Below are 24,997 nucleotides of genomic sequence, written 5' to 3'. Positions count from 1 at the left end.
GGTTCCCGGGTCGACCGATCAGACGTTCTGGTTGAGGTAACCGAGCATCGCGTCGGTGGTGGAGATCGCCTTGGCGTTCATTTCGTAGGCGCGCTGGGTTTCGATCATCGAGACCAGCTCTTCCACCACGTTGACGTTGCTGCCTTCCAGCGCACCCTGCACCACGGTGCCCAGGCCGTTGAGGCCGGGATTGCCGTTCTGCGCCGGGCCGGAGGCGGTGGTTTCCAGGAACAGGTTTTCACCGCGGGCCTGCAGGCCGGCCGGGTTGACGAAGTCGGTCAGGGTCAGTGCGCCGATTTCCACCGAGGCTGCGTCGTCGGCCATCTTCACGCTGATCGTGCCGTCGGTGCCGATGGTCAGCGACTGCGCGCCTTCGGGAATCTGGATGCCCGGCTGCACCGGGTAGCCGCTGTTGGTGACCAGCTCGCCATCCTGGTTGCGCTGGAACGAGCCGTCGCGGGTATAGGCCGAAGAACCGTCCGGCATCTGCACTTCAAAGAACCCGCGGCCGTTGACCATCACATCCAGTGCGCGGCCGGTCTGCTGCTGGCTGCCCTGCTCGAAGTTCTTGGCGGTGGCCACCACGCGCACGCCGGTGCCGATCTGCAGGCCGGTGGGCAGCTGCGTCTGCGCCGAGGACGCACCGCCCGGCTGACGGACCTGCTGGTACAGCAGGTCTTCGAAACTGGCACGGTCCTGCTTGAAACCGGTGGTGTTGGTGTTGGCGAGGTTGTTGGAAACCACCGACATGCGCGTCTGCTGCGCATCCAGTCCGGTCTTGGCGATCCACAATGCCTGGTTCATGGCGTCATTCCTGTGTTGTAGCGGGTGGCCGCGTGGTGCGGCCCTTGCGAAGGGCAATGCATGGCGCGTGCCAGAACCGCGCCGGGATTACGTCACGGCGCGCGGTCAACCGCCCAGGCGCAGCAGGCTGTTGGCGCTGCGTGCGTTGTCATCGCCGTGCTTGATGACCTTCACCTGCATTTCGTACTGGCGCTGCAGCTGGATCATCTGCACCAGCGCACCGGCCGCATCGACGTTGCTGCCTTCCAGCTGGCCGCTTTCCAGCGACTTGCCCTGGGCCTGCACGAAGGGCTGCTGCGGGTCGTTGTTGCGCATCAGCCCATCCAGGCCGCGTTCCAGCCGTGCGTCGTCGGCCTGCACCACGCGGATGCGGCCGATGTTGGCCATCGTCTGCGGGCCTTCGCCCAGCGGGATGATCGAGATCGTGCCGTCGTTGCCGATGTCCATCGCCTGGTGCGGCGGGATCGCGATCGGGTTGCCGTTCTCATCCAGTACCGGATGGCCGCCGGCGGTCACCAGTTGGCCATTGGGCGTGATCGACAGCGCCGCGCCGCGGGTATACGCCTCGCCGCCATTGGCGCCCGGTGCCTGCACGGCCAGCCAGTTGCCGGCCTGCAGGGACAGATCCAGCGGGTTGCCGGTGATCTGCTGGGCGCCCATGCGCCGGTTGAAGCCGGCATCCACGTGCAGGGCATCCACGCGCGAGGCATAGCCGGTCCCCTTGATCGGGAAGGCCTCGGTGTTGGCGAGCGCCTCCTTGAAGCCGGGGGTATCGGTGTTGGCCAGGTTGTGCGACAGCGTGCCCTGCGCCTGCAGGGAGGCGCGTGCACCGGTCATCGCCACGTAGAGTGCCTTGTCCATCGGTGTAGTCCCGTGTTGCGGTCAGTGGCTCATCAACGCAGGTTGATGATGGTCTGGGTGATCTGGTCCTGCGTGGAGACCATCTGCGAGTTGGCCTGGAAGTTGCGCTGGGCGGTGATCATGTTGACCAGCTGCTCGGTCAGGTCGACCGTGGAGGCCTCCAGCGAACCGGCCTGGATCTTGCCCAGGTTGGAGCTGTCCGGCGCACCGGTACGCGGCGTGCCCGAGGCGAAGCTTTCCGTCCACAGGTTGTTGCCCTTGGCTTCCAGGCCCTGTGCGTTGTTGAAGGTGGTCAGGGCGACCTGGCCCAGCGCCTTGTCATCGCCATTGGAGTAGCGGGCGTAGACGATGCCCTCTTCGGAGACGGTGATCTCGTTGAGCTTGCCTGCCGCATAGCCGTCCTGCTGGGTGTTGCGCAGCGCGAACTTCTCGCCGTACTGGGTCGAGCCGCTCAGGTTCAGCGACATCGACAGCACGCCGGCGCCGGTGGTCGGGATGAACGGATCCATGACGATCTGGCCGTCGGCCGGGCTGGTCAACGCACCGCTGTCGGAGAACTGCAGCGTGGTCGGGGTCCCAGCGGCCTTGCCGTCCACGTAGTTGTAAACCTGCCACTCGTTCGGGTTTTCGGTCTTCACGAAGTAGGAGGTCTGGGTGTGGCTCACGCCCAGCGAGTCGTACACGGTGATGCCGCCGGTGGAGTGGTTGTAGCTGTTGGAGTCGGTCGGGTCGAAGGCGGCGACCGTCGGCTGCTTGGCGTTGGCCGGCAGGGTGAAGCTCACATCGACCTTGCCGGTCTGCCGCGGCGGGCTGTCGGTGGTCATCAGCTGCAGGTCGGTCAGGCGGCCGGCATCGAAGTTGGTGCCGTCCGCATTCGGGGCGAACACCTGCAGTCGCGCACCCTGCGGGTTGGTCACGTAACCGGCCTGGTCGGTCTGGAAATTGCCGGCGCGCGAGTACACGCGCTCACCGTTCATGGTCAGGGTGAAGAAACCTTCGCCGGAAATGGCCATGTCCAGGCTGCGCCCGGTCTGTTCGTTGTTGCCCTGCGAGAACTGCTGGGCCACGTTGGTCACCCGCACGCCGGAACCGACCGCGTTCTTTGACAGGCCATAACTGGTGGCCGAGAACAGATCGGCGAACTCCGCGCGCGACTGCTTGAAGCCGGTGGTGTTGACGTTGGCGATGTTGTTCGCGGTGACGTTCAGATCGGCATTGGCTGCGTTGATGCCGGACAACGAGACGTTGAAGCCCATGGGATGCTCCTGTGGATGCGGGTAAGGCGGCTCAGCTGATGCGGAGCACGTAATCGATCGGGGCCGTGCCCAGACCCTTGAGGTTGAGGTACAGGCCGTCCGTGCCGACCGTGACGCTCTCCACCGGGGCCTGCACGTAGGTGTTGAGCTTGGTCTTGGTGCCGGCGGTATCGGTGTGCGAGGCGGCGATGGTGTAGGTGCCTTCGGCCATGCGGTTGCCGTTGGCATCCTTGCCGTCCCAATCGAAGGTGACTTCGCCGGAGGCCTTGGCTTCCACGCTGATCTGGTTGACCTTGACGCCGTTGGCGTCGGTGATGTCCACCGTCACGAAGCCCGCACCGGGCGCGGCGACCATGCCGGTCACATCGCCGTCCTTCTCCAGGGCCAGCTTTTCCGACGGCACCAGCACTTCGTGGCCGACCAGGGCCGCGCCGCGCAGGATCTGGTCGCTGGACATCGAATCCTGGAAGCCCTTGACCGTGTTGTTGAGGTCGGTGATGCCCTGGACCTGCGACAGCTGCGCCATCTGCGCGACCATCTGGGTGTTGTCCATCGGCTTGAGCGGATCCTGGTGCCGCAGCTGCTCGGTCATCAGGCGCATGAAATCGGCCTGGTCCAGGGTGCTCTTCTTCTTGCTGGTATCGCTGTTGGGCGCGTTCAGGCCCAGTGCGCTGTAGATGTCGCTGCTGTTCTGGCCGACGCCGGTGGTGCTGCTCATGGGAGGGGATTCCTGCGGTTGGAGGGTCAGCGACCCATGGTCAGCGTGGCCAGCGCCAGTTCCTTGGCGGTGGTCAGCATTTCCACGCCCGCCTGGTAATTGCGCGAGGTGGAGATCAGGTTGACCATCTGCGCGACCGGGTCCACGTCCGGCTGGTAGATGTAGCCATCGGCATCGGCCAGCGGGTGGCCCGGCTCGTAGCGCTGGATCGGCGCGGCGTTGCTCTGGCTGATCTCCTTGACCTGCACCGTGGTGATGTTCGGATCGTTGCGGCTGGTCACCGACTGGAAGATCGGCTCCAGCGGCTTGTAGACCGCATCGGCCGAGCCGGCGACGGTGTCGGCATTGGAGAGGTTGGAGGCGATGGTGCTCATGCGCACGGACTGCGCCTGCAGCGCGGACCCGGCGATGTCGAAGATGGGCAGATTGCTCATGGCTTACTGCCCCGTGATCGCGGTGAGCATGGAGCGCACCTTGGATTCGACGAAGCTCAGCGAGGCGCGGTACTCCAGCGCGGCGCGGCCATAGGCGGCACGTTCTGCATCCGGGTCGACGGTGTTGCCGTCGATGCTCGGCTGCACGCCTTCCTTGGCAATCTGGAACGGGTTCAAGCCGTTGCCGATCTCATAATGCTGTTCGTTGGTGGTCTTCATCAGACCGTTGGCATCCAGCCCCTGGGCATTGCGCAGGGCGGCATCGAAGTCCAGGTCCTGGGCCTTGTACCCGGGGGTGTCGGCGTTGCTCAGGTTGCTGGCGATCAGCTTCATCCGCTGCTCGCGCAACGGCATGGCCTGGGCGTGGACACCCAGATAGTTCGAAATCAGATTGGGCATGACGCACTCCCACGGGACGATGCCTGGGGCAGTGCAAGCGGCGTGCCATAGGGGCGGCAGGCCGCTCCCCGGCGGCGTGTTCACGCCGGGGTGGATCCACGCCGGGCGTGGATGTCGTCTAGCGGCCGGGGGTCATTCCGGCCGCGGTGGGCGGCGTGTCATGCCGCCATCGCCACCTTGCGCAGGCGGTCCAGCAGGAAGTCCGCCAGCTCATGCGGGGAGTACTTGGCCACGAACGCGTTCGCGCCGACCCGTTCCACCATCGCGTTGTTGAACACGCCCGACAGGGAGGTGTGCAGCAGCACGTACAGGCCGGCCAGGCCCGGGTGACGCCGGATTTCCGTCGTCAGGGTGTAGCCGTCCATCGCCGGCATCTCGATATCGGAGATCACCATGGCGTAGCGCTCGGCCGGGTTCTCGCCCGAAGCATGGATCTGCAGGAGGTGATCCAGGGCCTGCTTGCCGTCCGAGAGCAGGGTCGCCCCGACCCCCAGCTGGTCCAGCACGCTGCGGATCTGCTGGCGGGCCACGCGCGAGTCGTCCACCACCAGCACCTGCATCGGCGGGGCATCGGGCGGCAGGGCCATGGAGGGATCCAGCACCGCCTCACCGCGGATCTCAGCGATGTCGGCCAGCACGCTTTCCACGTCGATCACCTGGATCAGCTCGCCCTGGAAACGGGTCACGGCAGTCAGGTAGCTCGACTCGGCGCCCAGTTCCGGCGGCGGGTGGATGTCTTCCACGGCGATGTTGACGATGCGTTCCACACCGCTGACCAGGAAGCCCTGGATGGAGCGGTTGAACTCGGTCACCACCAGGTAGCCGGGTGCCTTGTCGGCATCGGGCTCACGCTCGGGGTGGCCGATCGCCAGGCCCAGGTCCAGCACCGGCACCGAGCGGCCACGCACATCGGCCACGCCGGCGAACTGGCTGGGCAGCCCCGGCACCTGGAACAGGCCGGGACGGCGCAGGACTTCCTGCACCTTGAAGACATTCACGCCAAAAAGCTGACGTCCACCCAGCCGGAACAGCAGCAGGGCCAGACGATTGTGGCCGGCCAGGCGCGTACGCTGGTCGATGCGGTTGAGCAGGTCATGGGACATGGCCTTGGTATCGGCGGCACCGCCGATGACTTGAGCGCGGCATGCGCAGGGGTTCGGCACGGCCCTTGCATCGTGCTGCCCATGTTCCTTGCCCGTGGAGTGCCCATGCGTTCTCTTGTCCTTGCCGCGCTGCTGCTGGTGGCGCCCGCCTGGGCCGCCGGTGGCTGGCAACCCGTGGACAGCATCCGCCAGGCGGCGCTGGGCACCCTGCCGGCCGGCAGTGAAGGTGACACCACGCTGGACTCGGCACTGCGCCTGCCGGCCTGCGGCCAGCCGCTGGCGGCCCAGCCGACCGGCAGCAGCACCGTGGAGGTCAGCTGCCCCGATGCGGGTGGCTGGCGCCTGTTCGTGCCCGTGAAAGTGCGTCGCAACCAGACCGTGCTGATCCTCAACCGTGGCGTGGCCGCTGGAGAAACCCTCTCGGCGGCCGATATCACCACTGGCCAGCGTGATGCGGCACGGATCGCCGGTGCTGCGCTGGCCGATCCGGCCGCCGCGGTCGGTCGCGTGGCACGCAGGACCCTCAGTGCGGGCAGCCTGCTCTCGGCCAATGATCTGGTCGCGCAGCGGCTGGTGCGGCGGGGCGACAGTGTCGCGCTGGTGTCGCGACGGGGCGGGGTGGAGGTCCGGGTAGCCGGACGCGCCATGGCCGATGCCGGCGAGAACGAGCGGGTCTCGGTCGAGAACCTGTCCTCGCGCAAGATCGTGCAGGGCACCGTCGCGGCCACCGGTGACGTTTTAGTGACGCGCTGAACACCATTGTGAATACGCGCCACTTTCCCCGCGAAACCTGCAATATTCCCCTAAAGATGGCGTCCGCCCGGCCGTTATCCCTTGTGAACCGCATTCCCAGGACAACTCCATGAGCCAGAAAATCGACGGCAACCTCCCGGCCACCGCCCATCTGCGCAGCGTCGCTCCGGGCAACAAGCCGAGCGTCAGCACCGATGCCCCGGCCCGCCCGGTGGAAGCCGCTGACAGCCTGCGCCTGACCGGCGAAGCGACCAGCCTGCAGACCCTGCAGCGTGAACTGTCCTCGGCGCCGGCGATCGATGCCGGGCGGGTGCAGGCGGTGCGCGAAGCCCTGCAGAACGGCAGCTACAAGATCAATCCTGACGCGATCGCTTCGCGCATGCTTGAGCTGGACCAGCAGCTGCAGGGATGAAGCTGGCGATGAGCGAGCCGCTGCAGCGCCTCAGCGATGCCCTGGACGTCGAACGCCAGGCCTTGGTCGAGCATGACGTGCACGCGCTGATCCGTGCGACCGGCGCCAAACTGGAAGCGCTTCGGGCGCTCGAGGCCGCGCTGCCGGTCGGCCAGGCCGAACGCGTGCAGGAACTGGCCGAGCGCAACCACGCCAACGGGGTGCTGCTGTCGCGCCGCCGCCGCGAAGTGAACTGGGCGCTGCGCCAGCTCGGCCGCAGTGAAGAATCCTCGGCGTATGACGCCAAGGGCCAGTCGCACATCCTGCACACCCGGCGGCCCCTCGCGGTCGCCTGATCTCCCCGTCTGGCAGCCCCAGGCTGCCGATGTGAACGTCACCGCGTATATTGAGCGCCTGTTTCCAGCCGCCTCGATGTGACCGTGACCGTAACTTCCACCCTTGTCACCGCCCCGTTGCCTCCGCATCCGGTCCTGCTTGCCCTGTTCGAGCGGATCAAGGAGGGCGTGCTGCTGTTCCGCGAGGATGGCAGCGTGGCCCTGGCTAATGCCGCGGTCAGCGAGATCCTCGGCCAGGCCGAACGCGATGCCGAGCAGACGCCGGCGCAATGGCTGCGCCAGCTGCTGCCACCGGATGCCCTGGAACACGCGCGCCTCAACGGCCACTGGAACGGCAGCCTGCCGGTCGGCGAGCGCATGGTCATTGCCCATGTCTACCATCACGACGACGCTGGACAGCGGCACTACCTGGCGCTGTTCCGGCGTATCGAGGGCCAGGAGGACTACGAACGCGAACTGCAGCAGCGCCATGCCGAACTGCGCCAGGCCTACCTGCGCCTGAACGGCACCCAGGAAAAGCTGCTGCAGTCGGAAAAGATGGCCTCCATCGGCCAGCTCGCTGCCGGCGTGGCGCACGAGATCAACAACCCGATCGGTTACGTGCATTCCAACCTGGGCAGTCTGCAGGAATACCTGCGCAGCCTGTTCACCGTGATCGAAGCCTACGAGCGCGCGTTGCGTGCGCCGGACCCGAAAGCACTGATCCCGGAAATCGACGACATCCGTCAACGCTTCGACATCGACTTCATCAGCCGCGATCTGCCGCAGCTGATGGCCGAATCACGCGAGGGCATCGAACGGGTGACCCGGATCGTGCGTGACCTGAAGGACTTCTCGTATTCGGGCCGCGATGAATCGTGGAAGCTGGTGGACCTGCATGCGGGCCTGGAATCCACGATCAACATCATCTGGAACGAGCTCAAGTACAAGGTCGCCCTGCACCGCGAGTTCGGCCAGTTGCCGCTGGTGGAGTGCCTGCCTTCGGAATTGAACCAGGTCTACATGAACCTGCTGCTCAACGCTGGCCACGCCATCGCCGACCGCGGCACGATCCACGTGCGCACCGGTGTGGACGGCGACACGGTGTGGGTGGAATTCGAAGATACCGGCGGCGGCATCTCACCGGACCTGCGCCAGCGCATCTTCGATCCGTTCTTCACCACCAAGCCGGTTGGCAGCGGTACGGGGCTGGGCCTGTCGATCTCCTACAGCATCATCAACAAGCACCACGGCCGCATCGATCTGGAGAGCACCCCTGGCGTGGGCTCGAAGTTCCGCGTGGTGCTGCCGATCAAGCAGCCGCGCTGAGCCGGCAATGGTCGTGCCGGTCGCTGGCCGGCATTGCGGGGGCTTTCAGGCATCGCGTTCGGTTGAGCAAGAGCAGCCGACCAACGGTCGGCTCTACCTGGATATCTGGCGCGTGCAACGTAGAGCCGACCGTTGGTCGGCTGCCGCGTCAATCCGCCTCAATCCGCGTCAATCCGCGTCAACCGCTGGCAGCGCTGGCGCCGGTGCCGTGTTCGCCCGGCGCTGTTCCTCGTGCGTGCGGAAGGCCTGGTGGATGTGCTTGCGCAGCTCATCATCGTTCCATGGCTTGGTCAGGAACCGGTAGATCGCACCGCGGTTGATCGCGTCGGTCACCGTATTGAGGTCCGTGTAGCCGGACAACACCAGCCGGATCGTGTCGGGGTAGAGCATCTTCACCCGGCCCAGGAACTCGGTGCCGCTCATGTCGCTCATGCGCTGGTCGGAGAGGATCACCTGCACATCGTTGATGGCCAGCAGATCGAACGCATCGCGCACGTTGCCGGCGGCCAGGATGCGGTAGCCGTCGCGGCGGAACAGGCGCACCAGCGAGCGCAGCACGTTCTCTTCGTCGTCGAGCAGCAGCAGCGTGCGGTCCGGGCGTGTCTCGGCGAAGGCCTCCGGGCGCAGGTAACGGCGGCGCAGGGTCATCCCGGCCGCGTCGGCCGACATCGGCTCGCCGAACAAATACCCCTGGAACACATCGCAGTCGTTGCGGCGCAGGAAGCCCAGCTGTGCCTGCGACTCGACGCCGTTGGCGATCACCGTCATGCCCAGCTGGTGGCCCATGGCGATGATCGCGCGCGCGATGGCGGCCTCGCGATTGCCGGCCGGCGCACTCTTGATGAAGCTGCGGTCGATCTTGAGCTTGTCCACCGGATAGCGGACCAGCGCGCTGAGGCTGGAATCGCCGGTGCCGAAGTTGTCCAGGCTCAGGCTGATCCCTTCGTTGCGCAGGTTGACCAGGGTCTCGTGGACGAAGTTGACGTTGTTGGTCAGCGCGCTTTCGTTGATCTCCAGCGTCAGCATCTGCGCCGGAACGCCGGCCGCCTGCATCAGTGACATCACCTCGGCGAAGAAGTTCGGGCGCAGCAGCTGCAGGGTGGAGACGTTCACCGCGATGGTGAAGTCATCAAACCCCTGGTCGCGCCACAGCCTGGCCTGTTTGAGTGCGCCTTCCAGCACCCAGGTGCCGATCTGCACGATGATGCCCAGCCGCTCGGCGGTACGCATGAAGCGCTCGGGCACCAGCATCCCAAGGGTGGGCGACTGCCAGCGCAGCAGTGCCTCCATCCCCACCACGTGGCCGTCGCGTGCGCTGACCAGCGGCTGGTAACGCAGCTTGAGCTCGCCGTTGGGGATCGCATCGACAATCTGGCGCGCGATGATGCTCTCGCTGTGCGCGCTGGAGGGGGTATCCACGGCGTGGATGCGCACGGCGTTGCCGCCTTCGCGGGCGGCCTGGTACAGCGCATCTTCGGCGTGGTCGAGCAGGCGCGAGACACCGGTGGCGTGTTCCGGGCACAGGCTCACGCCCAGCTTGCCGGTCATGAACAGGGTGTAGGGCAGCACCGACAGCGGCAGCTCGAGTTGCTGGCGGATTTCCTCGGCCAGGTCTTCGGGCAGTGGCATGTCGGCGGTGCGCGGCACGGCCAGCAGGAATTCATCGCTGCCGTGGCGCCACAGCTTGCCGCGGCCACGCAGGTGGTGCTGCAGGCGCTGGGCGACCAGCACCAGGGCCTGGTCGCCGACTTCGGCGCTCATGTTCTCGTTGACCGAGGCGAAGTGGTCGATGTCCACGTGCATCAGCATCAGCGGCGTGCCGCCGGACGCGGCCTCGGTCACCATCGCCTGCAGTTCGGGATTGCCCGCGCCCAGGCGGGCCGGGGCGTCCTCGATGCTGACCAGGGGCAGGGAAGGGTTCCACATGAGCTCAGTGTTCCAGTGCGTCGTGAGCCGTCGCGCCGGTGGCGCGGTACGGCAGGTAAAGGTCGATCAGGGTACCGGCGCCATGGGCCGATTCAATGCGTAATGTGCCACCCACGCTCTGCGCGCGCTCGCGCATCACGATCAGGCCCAGCCCGCGCGGGCCATCCGGGTCGAAGCCCTCGCCGTCGTCGCGGACCTGCAGGTGCAGGCCGTGGTCGTCCACATCGCGCAGATGCAGGTTCACCTGGCTCGCACGCGCATGGCGCAGCACGTTGGTCAGGCTTTCCTGGGCGATGCGGAAGCAGGCCTGTTCGATATCGCCGGCCGGGCGCCGGGGCAGGGACTGGATATCGGGCAGCAGCTCGATCGCCGCCGACCGGAACAGCACGCCGGCCTGCCAGCGCAGCGCCGCTTCCAACCCGAGTGCATCCAGCTGCGGCGGGCGCAGCAGGGTCGAGATGTCGCGCAGCTTGCCCACGGTCGCATCGGCCAGTTGGATGATCTGGGCCAGGTCCTCGTCGCGGCGGGCGGCGTCCTGCTCATCCTGGGCCGCATACGCGGACAGTTTCATCGCGGTGATCGCCTGGCCGATATCGTCGTGCAGATCGCGCGAGATGGCGCGGCGCTCGTCTTCCTGCAGCGAGAACAGCCGCCCGGCCATCGCCTGCAGCTCGCGGTTGCTGGTTTCCAGCGCCTCGCGGATGCGCTCGGGCTCACTGAGGTCGCGCACGATCAACAATTTGCAGTTGCGGCCGCCATACCGCACATCGCCGACCGCCAGGCCGGCCTGGAACGCCTGGCCGTTGAAGCGGCGCATGCCGATCACCTCGCCGGCCCCGCCATGGTGCAACGGCAGCTGGGCGAACAGCTGGGCGCGTACGCGGGGCAGATCGTCGGCGGTCACCAGCGCGGCCAGCGGCTCGCCGAGCAGGGTGTTGTGGCCATACCCGAACTGGGTGGCGGCGCAGGCGTTGGCGTACAGCACGTGTTCTTCGGACAGGATCACCACGCCATCGGGCAGCACCCGCACCAGCTCGCGGAACTGCTCTTCGCGCTCACGCAGCAGGCGCCGCGACTGCTCGCGCTCGGTGACGTCCTGCAGGGTGCCCAGCACCCGCGGGCGCCCGGCATCGTCCTGGCCGCTCTCGGCGCGCAGGTGCACCATCAAGGCGCGCCCGTCCATTGCCAGCAACGGCAGCAGCACATCGATCTGCACCGGTTCGCCCGAGCTCATTTCCTGCAACAGCTGTTCGCTGAGCGCGGCGGTGGCCGGATCGGCGGGCACCAGCAGTTCCTCGAAACGGTGCCAGCGCCGGGCTTCCGGCGCGCGCCGCCCCAGCAGGCGGTAGACCTGGTTGGCGTAGCGGCCCAGTCCGGTGGCCGGGTCGATCTCCCACGCGCCGATGCGCGCCATCTCGTGCGCTTCCTCCACGCGGGCCAACGCCTGGTCGCGGCGCAGCAGGGCCTGGTCTTCGCGGGTACGGTCGATCGCGATCAGCAGTCGCGCACGGCGGCCACCGTAATCGATGAAATTGCTGCGCATCTCCATGCGCCGGGTGCTGCCATCACTCAGGCGCAGATCGGCGGTGATCACGCACAGCTGCTCGGGGTTGGCGCGGATGTGGTCCAGCTTGGCTTCGAGCAGGGCCTCGTGACCGGGCGGCCACAGCGCCGTGATCGGCATCGCGGTGAAGGTTTCCCGGCTGTAGCCGAAGAAGCCCGCCGCCGCCGGATTGACGTCCAGGATCGCCAGCGATTCCAGGTCATACACCAGGATGGGGCCGGGATTGCCTTCGAACATCTGCCGATGACGGGTTTCCGAACTCTCCAGCCGCGCATGGGTGTGCAGCACGTGCTGGGCCAGCGGCCGCAGCAGCAGATAGATCAGCGCCGCACTGGCGACCACGAAGAACGTGCCCTTGATGGTCTGCCACTGCGCCGCGGTCTGCAGGTCGCCGGCCACCACCTTGACCGCCGCATCGCTGCACAGGATCCACACCAGGGCCAGCACCAGGTAGGCCACGACCACGCGCCAGCGGTCGCGGCGCAGATCGCGGGCCAGGGGCGTGTCGTCAGCGGGTGCGGAAGGGCCTGGCAGGTGGGTCGGCATGGGGCAGGGCGGGGCCAGTCGGACAAGGCGAGCGTCATCTTACCTGCCCGGGGTGAGGATGCAGGTCGCCAGGGAACTCAATAATCCGCAATCTCCGCCGTTAACGATTGCGTTCCCCGGTTGTCGGGTGCGTTTTCGGAGTTACAGGGCGTGGACCAAGGCATTATCGCGAGTCTGCTGCAGCACCCACTGGCCTCGGCGCTGGTGATCCTCGACCGTGCCGGTCGTCCGATCGCCGCCAACCCGGCCGCGCGCGAGCACGGCCTGCCGGCAACCGTCGCCGCGTACGGCGAGGTACTGGAAGACCTGCGCCTGCTCGCCGCGGACGGCGGGCTGGTGCCCTGCCAGCTGCCCGGTGGGCCCGGTGGCCGCTTCGATGGCTGGATGCGCGCCGTGCACGATCCGGATGGGCATCTGCTGGCCTTCACCCTGAGCGTGCCCGAGCCGGTCGCCGCCTATGCCGGCAGCCGTTGGGAAGTCGCCCTGGATCATGCCGGGCACGGGCTGTGGGACTGGGACCTGCCCAGCGACAGCGTGCGCCGCTCGCGGCGTTGGGATGGTCAGCCCATCGAGGACTCCCACAGCCGTGCCGAGGGCGTGAGCGCGCTGCTGGAGAACGTCCACCCGGACGACCAGCCGGCGGTGCGGCTGGCGATGGATGCGCACCTGCGCGGCGAGAGCGAGGCCTATACGGCCCAGTTCCGCGCCCGGCACCCCGATGGTGAGTGGCGCTGGGTGCTGGATCGGGGCCGGGTGGTCACCCGCACGGCCGATGGCCAGCCGCTGCGCATGGTCGGCACCCATACCGACATCCAGGCCCAGAAGCAGATGGAAGTCCAGCTGCGCGAGCAGCAGGTGCAGCTGCGCGAAGCCCAGCGCATCGCCAGCATGGGCAGCTGGTCCTGGGATCCGGAGGCACGCCGGTTCTGGTGGTCGCCCGAGTTCCGCGTGCTGCTGGGCACCGGCGAAACACCGCCGCACGGTCGCCGCCATTGGCTGCGTCAGCTCGAACCGCAGTCGCGCGGCCGGTTGCGCCATGCCTGGCGCCGGATGTGGCGCGACGGTGCGGCCACCACGCTGGAGCTGGAGCTGATCCGCGACAACGGCGCGCTGCACCTGCGCGTGTGGATGCAGCCGCTGATCGGGCCGGACGGTCGCATCCAGCGCCTGCTGGGCCAGGTCCAGAACATTACCGAACAACACCAGACCGATGCGCTGATCCGCTGGCGTACCGAGCTGCTCAACCGCGTCTCGGCCCTGGGTCGTATCGGCGGCTGCGAGATCGAGGTGGGCACCCGCCACATGCAGTGGACCGAGGAGTGCTACCGCATCCACGGGCTGCGCAAGGAGCCGATCAGCCTTGACCAGGCCCTGAGCCTGTACACCCAGGATTCGCGCGATGCGTTCGAGGCGGCGCTGGTGCGGATCGCCGAGGGTGGCCTGCCCGAGCAGCTGGACCTGTGCTTCTACCGGCAGTCCGGACTGCGCATCTGGGTCCAGGTGCTGATCGAGCTGGACCGCCGCGATGGCCTGCCGACGCGGTTCGTGGTGCTGTTCCGTGACATCACCCGTGAGCGCGAAGCCAACGAGCGCATCGAACTGCTGGCCCATTACGACCTGCTCACCGGCCTGCCCAACCGGATGCTGCTGCGCGAGCAGACCGCCGATGCCATCGAGGTGGCGCGCGATCGCGGCAGCCCGCTGGCGATGCTGTTCATCGACCTGGGCGGCTTCAAGACCATCAACGACACCTTCGGCCACGCCACCGGCGATGCGCTGCTCAAGGCGGCTGCCTCGCGCCTGCACCAGAGCCTGCGCAACAACGACCTGTTCGGCCGCTTCAGCGGCGACGAGTTCATCGTCGTGCTGCGCGACCTGGCCGCGCCGGAAGATGCCGGCCATGTCGCGCGCAAACTGATCGCCTCGCTGGCCGAGCCGCTGCACCGCGGCGAGAGCACGCTGAAAGTCGGCGCCAGCGTCGGCATCGCGATGCTCGATGAGAGCCGCCAGGATTTCGAATCGCTGCTGCGCGCCGCCGATGCCGCCATGTACGCGGCCAAGGAAGCCGGGCGTAACACCTACCAGTATTACAGCCAGGATGCCCTGGCCAAGATCCAGCGCAAGCTGGAGATCGAGCACGCACTGCTCGGCGCGATCGAGCGCGAAGAATTCACCCTGGCCTACCAGCCGCTGCTGCATGCCGAGAACGACCAGCCGCCAGCCATCGAGGCCTTGCTGCGCTGGCATCGGCCCGGCATCGGCTACTGCAGCCCGGCCGAGTTCATTCCAATTGCCGAGAAGTGCGGCGAGATCGTGCGGATCGGTGACTGGGTGCTGGCCGAGGCCTGCCGCCAGGCCGCCGCGTGGGACGCCGCCGGCCTGCAGTTCGACCGCGTGGCGGTCAACGTGTCGGCCGTACAGCTGCGCGACCGCGGGTTCGCCGAACGCGTGATCGACATCTGCCATGCCCACGGCTGGCCGCCGCAGCGCCTGGAGCTGGAGCTGACCGAGTCCGCCCTGATCCGTGACACCGACGTGCTGCGGCACTGCTTCGAGGTGCTCGAACGCCACGGCGTGCCGCTGGCGGTCGACGACTTCGGTACCGGCTTCTCGAACCTGCACTACCTCAACCGCTTCCCGGTGGGGCGCCTGAAGATCGACCGCAGTTTCGTCCAGGGCATGCTGCATGACGCCGGCACGGCCGAAGTGACGCAGGCGATCGTGCACCTTGGCCACGCGCTGGGCATGAAGGTCGTCGCCGAAGGCGTGGAGACCGAGCAGGAGGAGGCGATGCTGCGCCGCCAGGGCTGCGATGAGATCCAGGGCTACCTGTACTCGCGCCCGCTGGCGCCGCGCGATCTGGCGCAGTGGTTGAAGGCCGGCGACACGCGTATCGCACCGCTGGAGGCGGTGGTCGCGCTGAGCCACGCCGTCTGAGCGCGCGCGACCCGCGGCCCATTGGCCGGACGCGGACGGTCCGCAGTGGAGCCAACCGTTGGTCGGCCGTTTCCGCGGCAGCTGACCAACGGTCGGCTCTACCTATCCACGCGTCCGTATTGGGTCCTGACGCCGGGGCCCCGGTATCTTCGCAACCGTGGCGCCTTCGTAGGTCTGCACGGCCATGCGGTAGATGTCAGTCCAGCCGTCATCGGCCCCGGTCCCCTCCGTTCTTCATGCCGTTCCTTCTTCAGGCCGGTATCGCTGCAGGCCGGCGAGGGCAGAGAGGACAGCCCGACAGTGGCACATCCAGATCGGGTGCCGCTGGACCCCGATCGAACGGGGAGGTGCGCTGCTTGGATGCCCTCATTCGTCGGTCAGATCGCTGAGATCCAATATCGCCGGCGCAACGCTGTGCTTCACAATGTCGCGGATCTTTCCCGCGTAAGGACGCAGCGAATAGGAGCGAATGGTGTGAATAGGGTTGAACTCCAGCCAGGTGCAGGAGGAATGCCCGATGATTACCGGCATGTTGAAGTTCACGTCCTTCGGGTCATCCAGCGGGAGCATCCATTGGCCGCCATGACAGGTACGGACACATTCCCCCAGGTATCGAGCGAATACCACATGCAGGGCGGAGCATTCGTCTTCATCGAGGGTCGCGGCCATGACGTCGTGGAGCTCCTCAAGACGATCAAGGCTTTCCACACGGCCATCCAGATCCACGCCACGCGCCTGCGCCTGATCGATCAGCCAAGCCAGCTGCCCGTCCATGAGCATCAGAAAGTCGTCAAAGGTCTCAAGTGCGCGTTCGCGGTCAATGTTCATGAGGGTCTGCCAAGCATCACCGCGTCCCCCAGTGCCTTGACCATTCCCATGCCTTGAACGCGTCCTGCCGGATCAGTCGGGTCTCCCAGCCTTCCACCAGGCCCTCAGGGCCGGGGGTGTAGACGTCATCTGCGGCCAACGGACCCAGCCGGTCGCGGGTCATGGCATACACCGAGTCGCCCTGCATGTCCGTCACGTCCAGCTCTTCCGGCTCGAGCAGGGTCAGCAGAAAACGCAACCGCCCATTGCGCTCGTCAGCGTCGCTTGCCGCGAGCATCGACGGGTGCACCTGGATGGCACCGGTGTACGGGTCGGCAATGATTTCCACGGCAGTGTTCTCACCGCAGACGAAGACTTGGCCGAAGGCCGTTACTGCAAATGCATGGAAGGTATCAACGCCTTCCAGCCGGCTGTTCACCAGCAGCGGCGCAAGTGTGGCGTAATAACGCTCAGGATCGACCAGCATCAACCGGTCTTCCAGGTAGCGCGCCAGACCGTCGCGTTGCCACAGCGCCAGCAGCGTATCAGGCAGCCGGCCTTGCCAGCGATCAAGCAGAGCGCCATCCACCGGTTCGCCCGCCGTGCTGGCAGTGAATGCGGCCAGGAACCCCGGCAGGTCGTCCGGTACGCGATGCGCCACCGCCTGCAGATCGGACCGATCGCGCTGCGGTGTCGCCATCTTCAACAGCTCAAGGGAGCCGAGCAGCGCCTGCGCACGCATCCCCGACGCATCGTCATCAGCACGCGTGACGACGGTCATGGCTGGATCCCGCCCTTGCAGCAGGGTGCCTGCCGGAAATTCCTGCCATTGGGCTTGCAGAACCAGGAAGCGGGCACTTCCGTCGCCTTCATCGTCTTCAAAGACAACAACCGGTGTGCCGTCTTCAAGCTGTGCGGCGGAGACCTCGACTGTGGCATCGACAGTGCCCAGTTCGGGGCTGGTGACGTCGACGAGCGCTGCGTAGCGCTGCTGAAATCCCCCGGTCTCGTCGATGGTGGTGCTCAGCGCCTGAAGCGTTGCCGGCTCCAGGATCCACGGTTGCGCATCGTCCGCGAACGGTTGAAGGACGATTGCGAGGCGCAAGGCAGGCGTCATCATCGCGCTGGGTTTGCAGGGAGGAACGCGGAGGTTGATGGCAGCCGCGGCAGATGTCGATGCTGCTTGTCGCAATCGACCGGCGTTTCAGTAGATCAACTCAGGGCGCGACCGAGTGCGCTCGGCGACCCGCAGCGCAGATCGGGCAGGCAGCGTCAGCGCGCCGCCGCATCCAGATCATCACCGCTCAGGCCAAGATCCCAGGCCAGCCCGGCCAGGGCGGGGTCGACGGCGGAGGGCAGGGCGACGATGCCCGGCGCGGGGCGCTTGGCCAATTGCGCGAGTTCCTGCTGGGCCAGCTGCTCCAGCCGTGCGATCAGGGCGCGGCCCTGCAGCGGGGCAACCGGCGCTGCCGCAGCGGCAGGCGCCGCAACGGCGGTGACAGTCTCAGTGCGCTGCACCGCCGGCTCCAGCTCGGCGGGGACAACGGATGCAACGGACAACACGGACGCGTTCAACATCGGGTAATCATCTGCAGCCAAGGCGGGTCGTGCAAGCGCAACGGCCCCGGGGAAACCGGGGCCGTTGGCTGTGCCGGGGTCGGCACGGGACATCTGGATCAGAACAGCTCGACCGCGCCTGCGGCCATGCTCTGCTGGGCGACCGCCTTGTGCGGCGGGCGCTCCCACTCGGTGCGCATGTCACGCAGGCGGCTGCCGGTGCGCTGCAGGGCGGTCACGACCTCCTCGTCGAACACGCCGCCACTGCGATGCAGCAGCTCCTGCAGGGCGACGGCCTCGCGGTTGATCGCCGTCAGGCGGTCCAGGTGGGTGTGCACGCCGCCCAGGGCCTGGGTGGCGATGTCTTCGAACTGCAGGGCGCGCACGGCTTCAGCGACGCTGCTGTCGATGGCGCGACCGCATTCGGAGATCTCGCGCATGCCGTCACCGAGCGAGGCATTGATCTGGGCCACGTTCTCCAGCATCTGCGCCGCCTCGTGGCGCGCTTCGCGGGAACGGTCCATATCGCGGGAGGCCATGTGCGAGACCGTCTCGCGCACCTTGGCGATGGCGTCCTTGGAGCTGTGCGCCAGCTTGCGGATCTGCTCGTTGAAGGTGGTCGAGCGCTCGGACAGGTTACGGACTTCGTCGGCGACCACCGCAAAGCCACGGCCGGCTTCACCGGCACGTGCGGCTTCGATGGCCGCGTTCAGGGCCAGCAGGTTGGTCTGGTCGGCGATCGACTTGACGTCCTCCAGCAGCGCGAAGATGCCATCCAGGTGCTGGGCCATCTGATCGATGTGCTGCACGGTGTTGCTGCTCTGGCCGCTGACCTGTTCCAGCGCCTCGACCAGCTGCTCCATCCGCTGGCTGGCGTGCTGGGCGAAACGGGCCACGTCGACGCCGGCACCGCCTTCTTCGCCGGCGCGGTCGACGATGCGGGCCAGGGCCTGGCTCTGCTGGCGCGACTTGCGGTTCATCGCATCGAAGCTGCTGCCCAGGCCACCGACCGCATGACGGATCAGGTCGCGGGCACGTTCGACTTCGCCACGCGAGCCGTCGATTTCGTTGCCGACGAACGAGCGCAGCTCGGTCAGCAGCTGGTCCTGCTCGCGCATGATGCGGGCCTGTTCAGGCGAACGCTGGGTCTGGGCGCGGGCGCTCCACCAGGCAAACCCGAGCCAGCTGAGCGTCATCGTGCTCAGGATCGCCCAGCGCAGGGCGGCGGGCCACTCGAAGCCGATGGCAAAGGGAAGCAGAAGGGTCAGGACCAGGGGGGCGGCCAGGCGGATGAAGAGGCGTGAGTACATGGACGTTCTCGGGGAGGTGCACGGATGCTGTATCGGCCGTACCCCCGTTTGCTTTAGTCCTGCACAACACATTCGATCAAAAACCGCGCGTCCCGGCCCCCCGGGTGGAGCCACCCGATGGGTGGCTGCCGAGCTCAGCGCAGCTGGCGCGCGACCGCTTCCAGCATCGTCTTGCGCGAGAACAGGAAGTCCCAGTACTGGCCACCGGTCTGGCGCCACAGCACCGCCGAACGGACTGCGGCCAGCAGCAGCGCACGGATCTCGGCGACCACGCCCGCCTGGCCGAGGTAGTGCGGGTTGCCCTGGACCATCACCCGCGGCTTGAGGTTGCTGATGGTGTCCGCGTACAGGCCACCCAGCGCGGCGAGCACGTCCGGGTGGGCGCTGTCGCCCAGCTCGCCGGCCTGGGCGCGGGCGCGCTCGATCCCGGTGCTGACCTTGGCCACGATCGCGTCCTCGCGCACGAAGCGGCGCTCAAGCTGCAGCACCGACAGCGCCAGGCGCGGCAACTGCTCGTCCTGGCCCTGGCTGCTGAGGTAGTTGTGCAGCAGGCGCAGGCCGGGGGCGACATTGCTGGCGCTGCCGTAGATGTCCTGCGGGCTGGCCGCATCGATGCGGAACACGCTCTCCACCGCGGTGCGGACCACGGCGGCTTCGGAGTGGCCGGTTTCGGCGATGCGGCGCACCTGCTGCAGGGCCTGGGCGATGCCGGCCAGAGCGAGTACGCGGTCGTCGACGGAAAAACTCATGCAGCAGATACCTCGAAAGGAGAAGGGGTGGCGCGAAGGCGTTGTTCCAGCGGCGCATCGGTGGCGGCGATGACGGCGCCACCAAGGCAGACCTCATCGTCATACAACACCAGCGATTGGCCCGGGGTGACGGCACGCTGCGGGCGCGCGAAGCGCACGTCCACGGTGCCATCGTCGCGCACGGTGACGGTGCACGGCTCGTCGGGCTGGCGGTAACGTGTCTGGGCGGTGCACTCGAAGCGGCGCGCGGGCGGGGCGCCGGCGATCCAGTGGGCGGCCTCCGAATGCAGGCGGGTGGACTGCAGCCACGGGCTCTCGCGGTCCTGGTCCACGTACAGCACGTTGCTGGCCACGTCCTTGCCGACGACGTACCACGGGGCCGCCGGCCGGCCACGCACGCCACCGATGTTCAGGCCCTCGCGCTGGCCGAGCGTGAAATAGAACACGCCAGGATGTTCGGCGATCAGGGCGCCATCGGGATCGCGGATCTCGCCCGTCCTGGCCGGCAGGTAGCGGCCGAGGAACTCGCGGAAGTCGCGTTCGCCGATGAAGCAGATCCCGGTCGAATCCTTCTTGGCGTGGGTCGGCAGGCGTGCATCCCGTGCGATCCGGCGCAGGTCGTTCTTCTGCAGGTCGCCGATCGGGAACAGGGTGGCGGCCAGCTGTTCCTGGCCCAGCTGGTGCAGGAAGTAGCTCTGGTCCTTGCTGCGGTCGGCGCCGCGCAGCAGCGCCCAGCGGCCGCCCACCTGGGCGATCCGCGCGTAATGGCCGGTGGCGATGCGTTCGGCGCCAAGCTCGCGCGCGGCGTCGAGGAAATGCTTGAACTTCACTTCGCGGTTGCACAGCACGTCCGGGTTGGGCGTGCGGCCGGCGGCGTACTCGGCCAGGAAATGCTCGAACACGCCCTGCCAGTACTCGCTGGAAAAATCGCGGAAGTGGAACGGGATGCCGAGCAGGCCGCAGACCGCCACCGCATCGCGGCGGTCATCTTCGGCACGGCAGTCGCCACTGCCGTCATCGGCCCAGTTCTGCATGAACAGTCCCGCCACCGGCTCGCCCTGCTGGACCAGCCGCCAGGCCGCGACCGAGGAATCCACGCCGCCGGAGACACCGACCATGATCCGTGGGGGGCTCATGCGGCCTCCTTGACGATGGAGAGCGGGTGGCGCTGGCCAGCCAGATAGTCGGCCACCACCTGCCAGACCAGCGGGCTGCGCAGGCGGCCGGGGTCGGCCTTCAGTTCGGCCGGGGTCAGCCACACGGCCCGCAGGATCCCGGTGTCCAGCGGACGGGCGGGATCGTGCGAGACCGGCTCGGCCGCATAGGCAAAGCGCAGGAACGGCGTGCCGTCCGGGGCGGTCCACTGGTAGGTGCCGATGAAGGCGCTCAGGCGCACCGTCCAGCCGGTCTCTTCCAGCGTTTCCCGGCACGCGGCGGCGGCCAGGCTCTCGTCGGGCTCCAGGTGGCCAGCGGGCTGGTTCAGCACCTGGCGGCCGTCGATCGCCTCCTCGACCAGCAACAGACGCCCGTCACGCACCACCACGGTGGCGACGGTGACATGGGGCGTCCAGCGCGGTTCCTGCACGGCATTCACCTCAGTATTCGTCCTGCTCGGTCAGCTCGAGCTCCATGGCATCGGCCGTACGCACGGCCGCATCGATCGCGTCGCTGAGCGCTTCGGGGGTGGCGTTGGCATCGACCTTCACCACGAACATCGCCAGCTGGTCCTGCTTCACCCAGGCGCCCATCTTGGCATCCTGCGAGTCTTCGAGCAGGCGGTTGGCGACCGCAGCGGGGAACTGCTTGCCCGGCGAATTGTAGGCCGGCGACCAGATCTCACGGATCCTGTGCTTGCCGAACTCCTCGACGGTGGAGCGCACGAAGGCCAGCTGGCTGCGGCCGTCATCCATGTCGAACACCATCTTGTAATCGCCGTCCTCGTCCACCTCGTAGGTGTACTTGAGCGTGTCCAGCGCTCGCCCGACGGCCCTGTCCGCGTCGGCCGCATGGGCGCCGGTGGCAGTGACGGCCAGCAGCAGTGCGGCAGCAATCCTTTTCATGAAATCCCTGTGAACATCTGGTTGGAGAGTGCAGATTGTGAAGGCCGCAGGGGGCAACGTCCAATCCGGCCGGGCGGGGCCCTATAATGGGGGGATGCCCCGCGAGACTTCCCACGAAACTCATCACGACCACGGCGTGCTGCTTGAGCCTGCACGTCCCGAGGTCGCGCCGCCGCCGCTGTACCAGGTGATGCTGTTGAACGACGACTACACCCCGATGGATTTCGTGGTGACGGTCCTGCAGCACTTCTTCTCGATGGACCTGGACCAGGCCACCCAGGTGATGCTCCACGTGCATACCCGCGGCCGCGGCGTGTGCGGGGTGTTCACCCGCGAGGTCGCCGAATCCAAGGTCGCCCAGGTCAATGAATTCTCGCGCATGAACCAGCACCCGCTGCTGTGCACGATGGAGAAGGCCAGCGGCTGAGCCGCCCTTGGCCCCGCCATAGGCGCGCCAGCGATCCGCACTGTTCCAGCCATGGCGACAGCCGTGCGGCCGGCCCCAGCCGAGCCGGAGCCATTCGGTTCTCCGGCATCCGCACCCACCCTGAGCATCGCCAGGCTGCCGCCCGGCAGCTGCACCGGCCAGCGCTGGCCCGGCGTGGCGTCACGATGACATCACCATCACGTTGAAGCTGCCATTTCGTGGCGGCAAGTTCGTGCATGATGGAGGCCGTCCAATGGATTGGTGCGATCGGCGGAGTGCTAACGCCGTCTGAACGCACTGATCCGCTAGGGTGATGGAAATCGTGAAGGTTGGCCGCATATTGTTCCTAACTGCCGCCGGAGTTAATCATGTTCAGTAAAGACCTCGAACACACCATCGGACAGTGCTACAAGCGCGCCCGTGAGGCCCGGCATGAATTCATGACGGTGGAACACCTGCTGCTGGCACTGCTCGACAACCCGTCCGCCCAAGCCGTCCTCAAGGCCTGCGGTGCGGACGCCGAGCGCCTGCGACAGGAACTGGAACAGGCCATCGAGGCATCCGTCTCGCGCCTGTCCGAAGATGATGGGCGCGATACCCAGCCGACCCTGGGCTTCCAGCGCGTGCTGCAGCGCGCGGTCTACCACGTGCAGTCCTCGGGCAAGAAGGAAGTCACTGGCGCCAACGTGCTGGTCGCGATCTTCGGCGAGAAGGACTCGCATGCCGTGTACTACCTCAACCAGCAGGACGTGACCCGGCTGGATATCGTCAATTACCTCTCCCATGGCATTGCCAAGCTGGGCGAGGAGGGCGAAGTGCCGCCCGCCGCCGATGGCGAGGGCCGCGCCGAGGGTGCCGAAGGCGAGGGCAAGGGCGATGCCCTGGCCGAGTTCGCCAGCAACCTCAACGACCAGGCCCGCAACGGCAAGATCGACCCGCTGGTCGGCCGTGCCGATGAGATCGAGCGCACCATCCAGGTCCTGTGCCGCCGCCGCAAGAACAATCCGCTTTACGTGGGCGAGGCCGGTGTGGGCAAGACCGCCATTGCCGAAGGCCTGGCCAAGCGCATCGTGGAAGGGTCGGTGCCGGATGTGCTCGCCGATGCGGTGATCTACTCGCTGGACCTGGGCGCGCTGGTGGCCGGGACCAAGTACCGCGGTGATTTCGAAAAGCGCCTGAAGGGCGTGCTGACCGCGATGAAGAAGCTGCCCAACGCGGTGCTGTTCATCGATGAGATCCACACCATCATCGGTGCCGGTTCGGCCTCGGGCGGCACCATGGACGCCTCCAACCTGATCAAGCCGGCCCTGGCCTCGGGCGAGCTGCGCTGCATCGGCTCGACCACCTTCCAGGAATACCGCGGCATCTTCGAGAAGGACCGGGCGCTGGCCCGCCGCTTCCAGAAGATCGACATCGTCGAGCCGACGGTGGGCGAGACCTACGAGATCCTGCAGGGCCTCAAGCCCAAGTACGAAGCGCACCACGGCGTGACCTATGCCGATGACGCGCTGCAGGCCGCCGTGGATCTGTCGGTCAAGCACATCAACGACCGCCTGCTGCCGGACAAGGCGATCGACGTGATCGACGAGGCCGGTGCCCGCCAGCGGCTGCTGCCGGACGGCGAGCGCAAGGAGCTGATCGACATCGAGGAGATCGAGACCATCGTCGCCAAGATGGCGCGGATCCCGGCCAAGCAGGTCAGCGCCACCGACAAGGACGTGCTCCAGCATCTGGAGCGCAACCTGAAGATGGTGATCTTCGGCCAGGACCCGGCCATCGAGACGCTGTCCTCGGCGATCAAGCTGGCCCGCTCGGGCCTGGCCAATCCGGAAAAGCCGATCGGCAACTTCCTGTTCTCCGGCCCGACCGGCGTAGGCAAGACCGAGGTGACCAAGCAGCTCGCGCTGCAGCTGGGCATCGAGCTGGTCCGCTTCGACATGAGCGAGTACATGGAGTCGCATTCGATCAGCCGTCTGATCGGCGCCCCTCCGGGCTATGTCGGCTTCGACCAGGGCGGCCTGCTGACCGAGAAGATCGTCAAGACCCCGCACTGCGTGCTGCTGCTGGACGAGGTGGAGAAAGCCCATCCGGACATCTTCAACATCCTGCTGCAGGTCATGGACCGCGGTGTGCTGACCGATACCAACGGCCGTGAGGCGAACTTCAAGAACGTGGTGCTGGTGATGACCACCAATGCTGGCGCGGCCCAGGCCTCGCGGCGTTCGATCGGCTTCACCCGCCAGGACCATGCCACCGACGCGATGGAAGTAATCCGCAAGAGTTTCACGCCGGAGTTCCGCAACCGTCTGGATGCGATCGTGCAGTTCCAGGCGCTGGGCTTCGAGCACATCCTGCGCGTGGTGGACAAGTTCCTGATCGAGCTGGAAATGCTGCTGCAGGAAAAGCACGTCAGCCTGTCGGCCACGCCGACGGCGCGCGATTGGCTGGCCCACCATGGCTTCGATCCGCTGATGGGTGCCCGCCCGATGGCGCGCGTGATCCAGGACAAGATCAAGCGTCCGCTGGCCGACGAACTGCTGTTCGGCAAGCTGGTCAACGGTGGCAAGGTCAGCATCGATGTGCGCGACGACCAGCTGTTCGTCGAGACCGAAGCCGAGCCGGAGCGTCTGCTGCCGGCCACGGTCTGACCGCGCGGTAGACGCCGCGCGGCAGATGCCTGCACCGTCATTGAAGAGCCCCCGCAAGGGGGCTTTTCTTTGGGTGCGCGGCG

24 protein-coding genes are annotated in these 24,997 nt (G+C 67.0%); 7 read left to right on the top strand and 17 right to left on the bottom strand.

Annotation, left to right across the window (positions count from 1 at the left end):
- Positions 1-18: 18 nt before the first annotated feature.
- The 7 genes from flgG to PV764_RS01045 all read right to left on the bottom strand — a co-directional run bounded on the left by flgG (position 19) and on the right by PV764_RS01045 (position 5,575).
- A complete protein-coding gene (flgG, locus tag PV764_RS01075) occupies positions 19-804 on the bottom strand; it encodes a flagellar basal-body rod protein FlgG (protein ID WP_019184780.1) in 786 nt (261 codons plus the stop codon).
- Positions 805-909: 105 nt separating this feature from the next.
- Positions 910-1,665, bottom strand: coding sequence for a flagellar basal body rod protein FlgF (locus tag PV764_RS01070; RefSeq protein ID WP_019184779.1), 756 nt, complete (start codon positions 1,663-1,665; stop codon positions 910-912).
- 32 nt (positions 1,666-1,697) lie between these two features.
- On the bottom strand, positions 1,698-2,921 hold the full coding sequence (gene flgE, locus PV764_RS01065; protein ID WP_019184778.1) for a flagellar hook protein FlgE: 1,224 nt from the start codon (positions 2,919-2,921) through the stop codon (positions 1,698-1,700).
- 31 nt (positions 2,922-2,952) lie between these two features.
- Positions 2,953-3,639, bottom strand: coding sequence for a flagellar hook capping FlgD N-terminal domain-containing protein (locus PV764_RS01060; RefSeq protein ID WP_346462267.1), 687 nt, complete (start codon positions 3,637-3,639; stop codon positions 2,953-2,955).
- Positions 3,640-3,665: 26 nt separating this feature from the next.
- Positions 3,666-4,073 carry a flagellar basal body rod protein FlgC gene (gene flgC, locus PV764_RS01055; protein ID WP_019184776.1) on the bottom strand — a complete coding sequence of 136 codons (408 nt, stop codon included), beginning with the start codon at positions 4,071-4,073 and terminating at the stop codon, positions 3,666-3,668.
- A gap of 3 nt (positions 4,074-4,076) precedes the next feature.
- Positions 4,077-4,472 (bottom strand): flagellar basal body rod protein FlgB, encoded by a 396-nt coding sequence (gene flgB / locus PV764_RS01050; protein WP_046272455.1) that lies wholly within the window; start codon positions 4,470-4,472, stop codon positions 4,077-4,079.
- Positions 4,473-4,630: 158 nt separating this feature from the next.
- On the bottom strand, positions 4,631-5,575 hold the full coding sequence (locus tag PV764_RS01045; protein WP_070427598.1) for a chemotaxis protein: 945 nt from the start codon (positions 5,573-5,575) through the stop codon (positions 4,631-4,633).
- Between the two features lie 105 nt (positions 5,576-5,680).
- Between PV764_RS01045 and flgA the strand changes: the two genes are divergently transcribed.
- The 4 genes from flgA to PV764_RS01025 all read left to right on the top strand — a co-directional run bounded on the left by flgA (position 5,681) and on the right by PV764_RS01025 (position 8,383).
- Positions 5,681-6,328 (top strand): flagellar basal body P-ring formation chaperone FlgA, encoded by a 648-nt coding sequence (gene flgA / locus PV764_RS01040; RefSeq protein WP_399618101.1) that lies wholly within the window; start codon positions 5,681-5,683, stop codon positions 6,326-6,328.
- 109 nt (positions 6,329-6,437) lie between these two features.
- Positions 6,438-6,740 (top strand): flagellar biosynthesis anti-sigma factor FlgM, encoded by a 303-nt coding sequence (flgM, locus tag PV764_RS01035; protein WP_019184772.1) that lies wholly within the window; start codon positions 6,438-6,440, stop codon positions 6,738-6,740.
- Positions 6,741-6,742: 2 nt separating this feature from the next.
- Positions 6,743-7,075 (top strand): hypothetical protein, encoded by a 333-nt coding sequence (locus PV764_RS01030; RefSeq protein WP_026070037.1) that lies wholly within the window; start codon positions 6,743-6,745, stop codon positions 7,073-7,075.
- A gap of 84 nt (positions 7,076-7,159) precedes the next feature.
- Complete coding sequence (locus PV764_RS01025) at positions 7,160-8,383, top strand: ATP-binding protein (RefSeq protein ID WP_026070036.1); 1,224 nt, start codon at positions 7,160-7,162, stop codon at positions 8,381-8,383.
- Between the two features lie 168 nt (positions 8,384-8,551).
- Here PV764_RS01025 and PV764_RS01020 read toward each other — a convergent pair whose 3' ends face one another.
- Together PV764_RS01020 and PV764_RS01015 are read right to left on the bottom strand one after the other, a co-directional pair.
- Positions 8,552-10,309 (bottom strand): EAL domain-containing protein, encoded by a 1,758-nt coding sequence (locus PV764_RS01020; RefSeq protein WP_019184769.1) that lies wholly within the window; start codon positions 10,307-10,309, stop codon positions 8,552-8,554.
- A 4-nt stretch (positions 10,310-10,313) separates the two neighbouring features.
- Positions 10,314-12,419, bottom strand: coding sequence for a PAS domain S-box protein (locus PV764_RS01015; RefSeq protein ID WP_341986694.1), 2,106 nt, complete (start codon positions 12,417-12,419; stop codon positions 10,314-10,316).
- Positions 12,420-12,569: 150 nt separating this feature from the next.
- Between PV764_RS01015 and PV764_RS01010 the strand changes: the two genes are divergently transcribed.
- Positions 12,570-15,356: an EAL domain-containing protein gene (locus PV764_RS01010; RefSeq protein ID WP_421116006.1), complete on the top strand. Its 2,787-nt coding sequence runs from the start codon at positions 12,570-12,572 to the stop codon at positions 15,354-15,356.
- A gap of 366 nt (positions 15,357-15,722) precedes the next feature.
- On the opposite strand, the gene PV764_RS01005 is transcribed toward PV764_RS01010, so the two are convergent.
- The 8 genes from PV764_RS01005 to PV764_RS00970 form a co-directional block, all read right to left on the bottom strand.
- Positions 15,723-16,184: a hypothetical protein gene (locus PV764_RS01005; RefSeq protein WP_399618092.1), complete on the bottom strand. Its 462-nt coding sequence runs from the start codon at positions 16,182-16,184 to the stop codon at positions 15,723-15,725.
- 16 nt (positions 16,185-16,200) lie between these two features.
- Positions 16,201-17,283 (bottom strand): GAD-like domain-containing protein, encoded by a 1,083-nt coding sequence (locus PV764_RS01000; protein ID WP_421116005.1) that lies wholly within the window; start codon positions 17,281-17,283, stop codon positions 16,201-16,203.
- A 152-nt stretch (positions 17,284-17,435) separates the two neighbouring features.
- Positions 17,436-17,741 carry a hypothetical protein gene (locus PV764_RS00995; protein ID WP_046272453.1) on the bottom strand — a complete coding sequence of 102 codons (306 nt, stop codon included), beginning with the start codon at positions 17,739-17,741 and terminating at the stop codon, positions 17,436-17,438.
- A 98-nt stretch (positions 17,742-17,839) separates the two neighbouring features.
- Positions 17,840-19,030: a methyl-accepting chemotaxis protein gene (locus tag PV764_RS00990; protein WP_019184765.1), complete on the bottom strand. Its 1,191-nt coding sequence runs from the start codon at positions 19,028-19,030 to the stop codon at positions 17,840-17,842.
- A 134-nt stretch (positions 19,031-19,164) separates the two neighbouring features.
- Positions 19,165-19,779 (bottom strand): high frequency lysogenization protein HflD, encoded by a 615-nt coding sequence (gene hflD, locus PV764_RS00985; protein ID WP_019184764.1) that lies wholly within the window; start codon positions 19,777-19,779, stop codon positions 19,165-19,167.
- Positions 19,776-20,915, bottom strand: a complete 1,140-nt coding sequence (gene mnmA, locus PV764_RS00980; protein WP_070471585.1) for a tRNA 2-thiouridine(34) synthase MnmA — start codon at positions 20,913-20,915, stop codon at positions 19,776-19,778. The genes hflD and mnmA overlap by 4 nt, the downstream gene beginning before the upstream one ends.
- Complete coding sequence (locus PV764_RS00975) at positions 20,912-21,373, bottom strand: NUDIX hydrolase (RefSeq protein WP_046272451.1); 462 nt, start codon at positions 21,371-21,373, stop codon at positions 20,912-20,914. The genes mnmA and PV764_RS00975 overlap by 4 nt, the downstream gene beginning before the upstream one ends.
- Before the next feature lies 1 nt (position 21,374).
- A complete protein-coding gene (locus tag PV764_RS00970) occupies positions 21,375-21,839 on the bottom strand; it encodes a hypothetical protein (RefSeq protein WP_421116004.1) in 465 nt (154 codons plus the stop codon).
- A gap of 94 nt (positions 21,840-21,933) precedes the next feature.
- Here PV764_RS00970 and clpS point away from each other — a divergent pair, with 94 nt between their 5' ends.
- Both clpS and clpA read left to right on the top strand, forming a co-directional pair.
- Complete coding sequence (gene clpS / locus PV764_RS00965) at positions 21,934-22,266, top strand: ATP-dependent Clp protease adapter ClpS (protein WP_019184760.1); 333 nt, start codon at positions 21,934-21,936, stop codon at positions 22,264-22,266.
- Between the two features lie 368 nt (positions 22,267-22,634).
- Positions 22,635-24,914, top strand: a complete 2,280-nt coding sequence (gene clpA, locus PV764_RS00960) for an ATP-dependent Clp protease ATP-binding subunit ClpA (RefSeq protein ID WP_019184759.1) — start codon at positions 22,635-22,637, stop codon at positions 24,912-24,914.
- Positions 24,915-24,997 lie beyond the last annotated feature (83 nt).

It is taken from the genome of Stenotrophomonas sp. AS1 (genome assembly GCF_048957655.1).
Classification (GTDB): domain Bacteria; phylum Pseudomonadota; class Gammaproteobacteria; order Xanthomonadales; family Xanthomonadaceae; genus Stenotrophomonas; species Stenotrophomonas bentonitica_A.
This window is presented reverse-complemented; position numbering and strand designations above follow the sequence as displayed.

What these genes read in the sequence shown, in the direction of transcription:
- PV764_RS00990 (WP_019184765.1), bottom strand. Translation starts at nt 19,030, where the DNA reads ATGTACTCACGCCTCTTCATCCGCCTGGCCGCCCCCCTGGTCCTGACC.
- flgC (WP_019184776.1), bottom strand. Translation starts at nt 4,073, where the DNA reads ATGAGCAATCTGCCCATCTTCGACATCGCCGGGTCCGCGCTGCAGGCG.
- clpA (WP_019184759.1), top strand. Translation starts at nt 22,635, where the DNA reads ATGTTCAGTAAAGACCTCGAACACACCATCGGACAGTGCTACAAGCGC.
- mnmA (WP_070471585.1), bottom strand. Translation starts at nt 20,915, where the DNA reads ATGAGCCCCCCACGGATCATGGTCGGTGTCTCCGGCGGCGTGGATTCC.
- PV764_RS01015 (WP_341986694.1), bottom strand. Translation starts at nt 12,419, where the DNA reads ATGCCGACCCACCTGCCAGGCCCTTCCGCACCCGCTGACGACACGCCC.
- PV764_RS01005 (WP_399618092.1), bottom strand. Translation starts at nt 16,184, where the DNA reads ATGAACATTGACCGCGAACGCGCACTTGAGACCTTTGACGACTTTCTG.
- PV764_RS00995 (WP_046272453.1), bottom strand. Translation starts at nt 17,741, where the DNA reads ATGTTGAACGCGTCCGTGTTGTCCGTTGCATCCGTTGTCCCCGCCGAG.
- flgA (WP_399618101.1), top strand. Translation starts at nt 5,681, where the DNA reads ATGCGTTCTCTTGTCCTTGCCGCGCTGCTGCTGGTGGCGCCCGCCTGG.
- PV764_RS01045 (WP_070427598.1), bottom strand. Translation starts at nt 5,575, where the DNA reads ATGTCCCATGACCTGCTCAACCGCATCGACCAGCGTACGCGCCTGGCC.
- flgB (WP_046272455.1), bottom strand. Translation starts at nt 4,472, where the DNA reads ATGCCCAATCTGATTTCGAACTATCTGGGTGTCCACGCCCAGGCCATG.
- clpS (WP_019184760.1), top strand. Translation starts at nt 21,934, where the DNA reads ATGCCCCGCGAGACTTCCCACGAAACTCATCACGACCACGGCGTGCTG.
- PV764_RS01060 (WP_346462267.1), bottom strand. Translation starts at nt 3,639, where the DNA reads ATGAGCAGCACCACCGGCGTCGGCCAGAACAGCAGCGACATCTACAGC.
- hflD (WP_019184764.1), bottom strand. Translation starts at nt 19,779, where the DNA reads ATGAGTTTTTCCGTCGACGACCGCGTACTCGCTCTGGCCGGCATCGCC.
- PV764_RS01000 (WP_421116005.1), bottom strand. Translation starts at nt 17,283, where the DNA reads ATGATGACGCCTGCCTTGCGCCTCGCAATCGTCCTTCAACCGTTCGCG.
- PV764_RS01020 (WP_019184769.1), bottom strand. Translation starts at nt 10,309, where the DNA reads ATGTGGAACCCTTCCCTGCCCCTGGTCAGCATCGAGGACGCCCCGGCC.
- flgE (WP_019184778.1), bottom strand. Translation starts at nt 2,921, where the DNA reads ATGGGCTTCAACGTCTCGTTGTCCGGCATCAACGCAGCCAATGCCGAT.
- PV764_RS00970 (WP_421116004.1), bottom strand. Translation starts at nt 21,839, where the DNA reads ATGAAAAGGATTGCTGCCGCACTGCTGCTGGCCGTCACTGCCACCGGC.
- flgM (WP_019184772.1), top strand. Translation starts at nt 6,438, where the DNA reads ATGAGCCAGAAAATCGACGGCAACCTCCCGGCCACCGCCCATCTGCGC.
- PV764_RS01070 (WP_019184779.1), bottom strand. Translation starts at nt 1,665, where the DNA reads ATGGACAAGGCACTCTACGTGGCGATGACCGGTGCACGCGCCTCCCTG.
- flgG (WP_019184780.1), bottom strand. Translation starts at nt 804, where the DNA reads ATGAACCAGGCATTGTGGATCGCCAAGACCGGACTGGATGCGCAGCAG.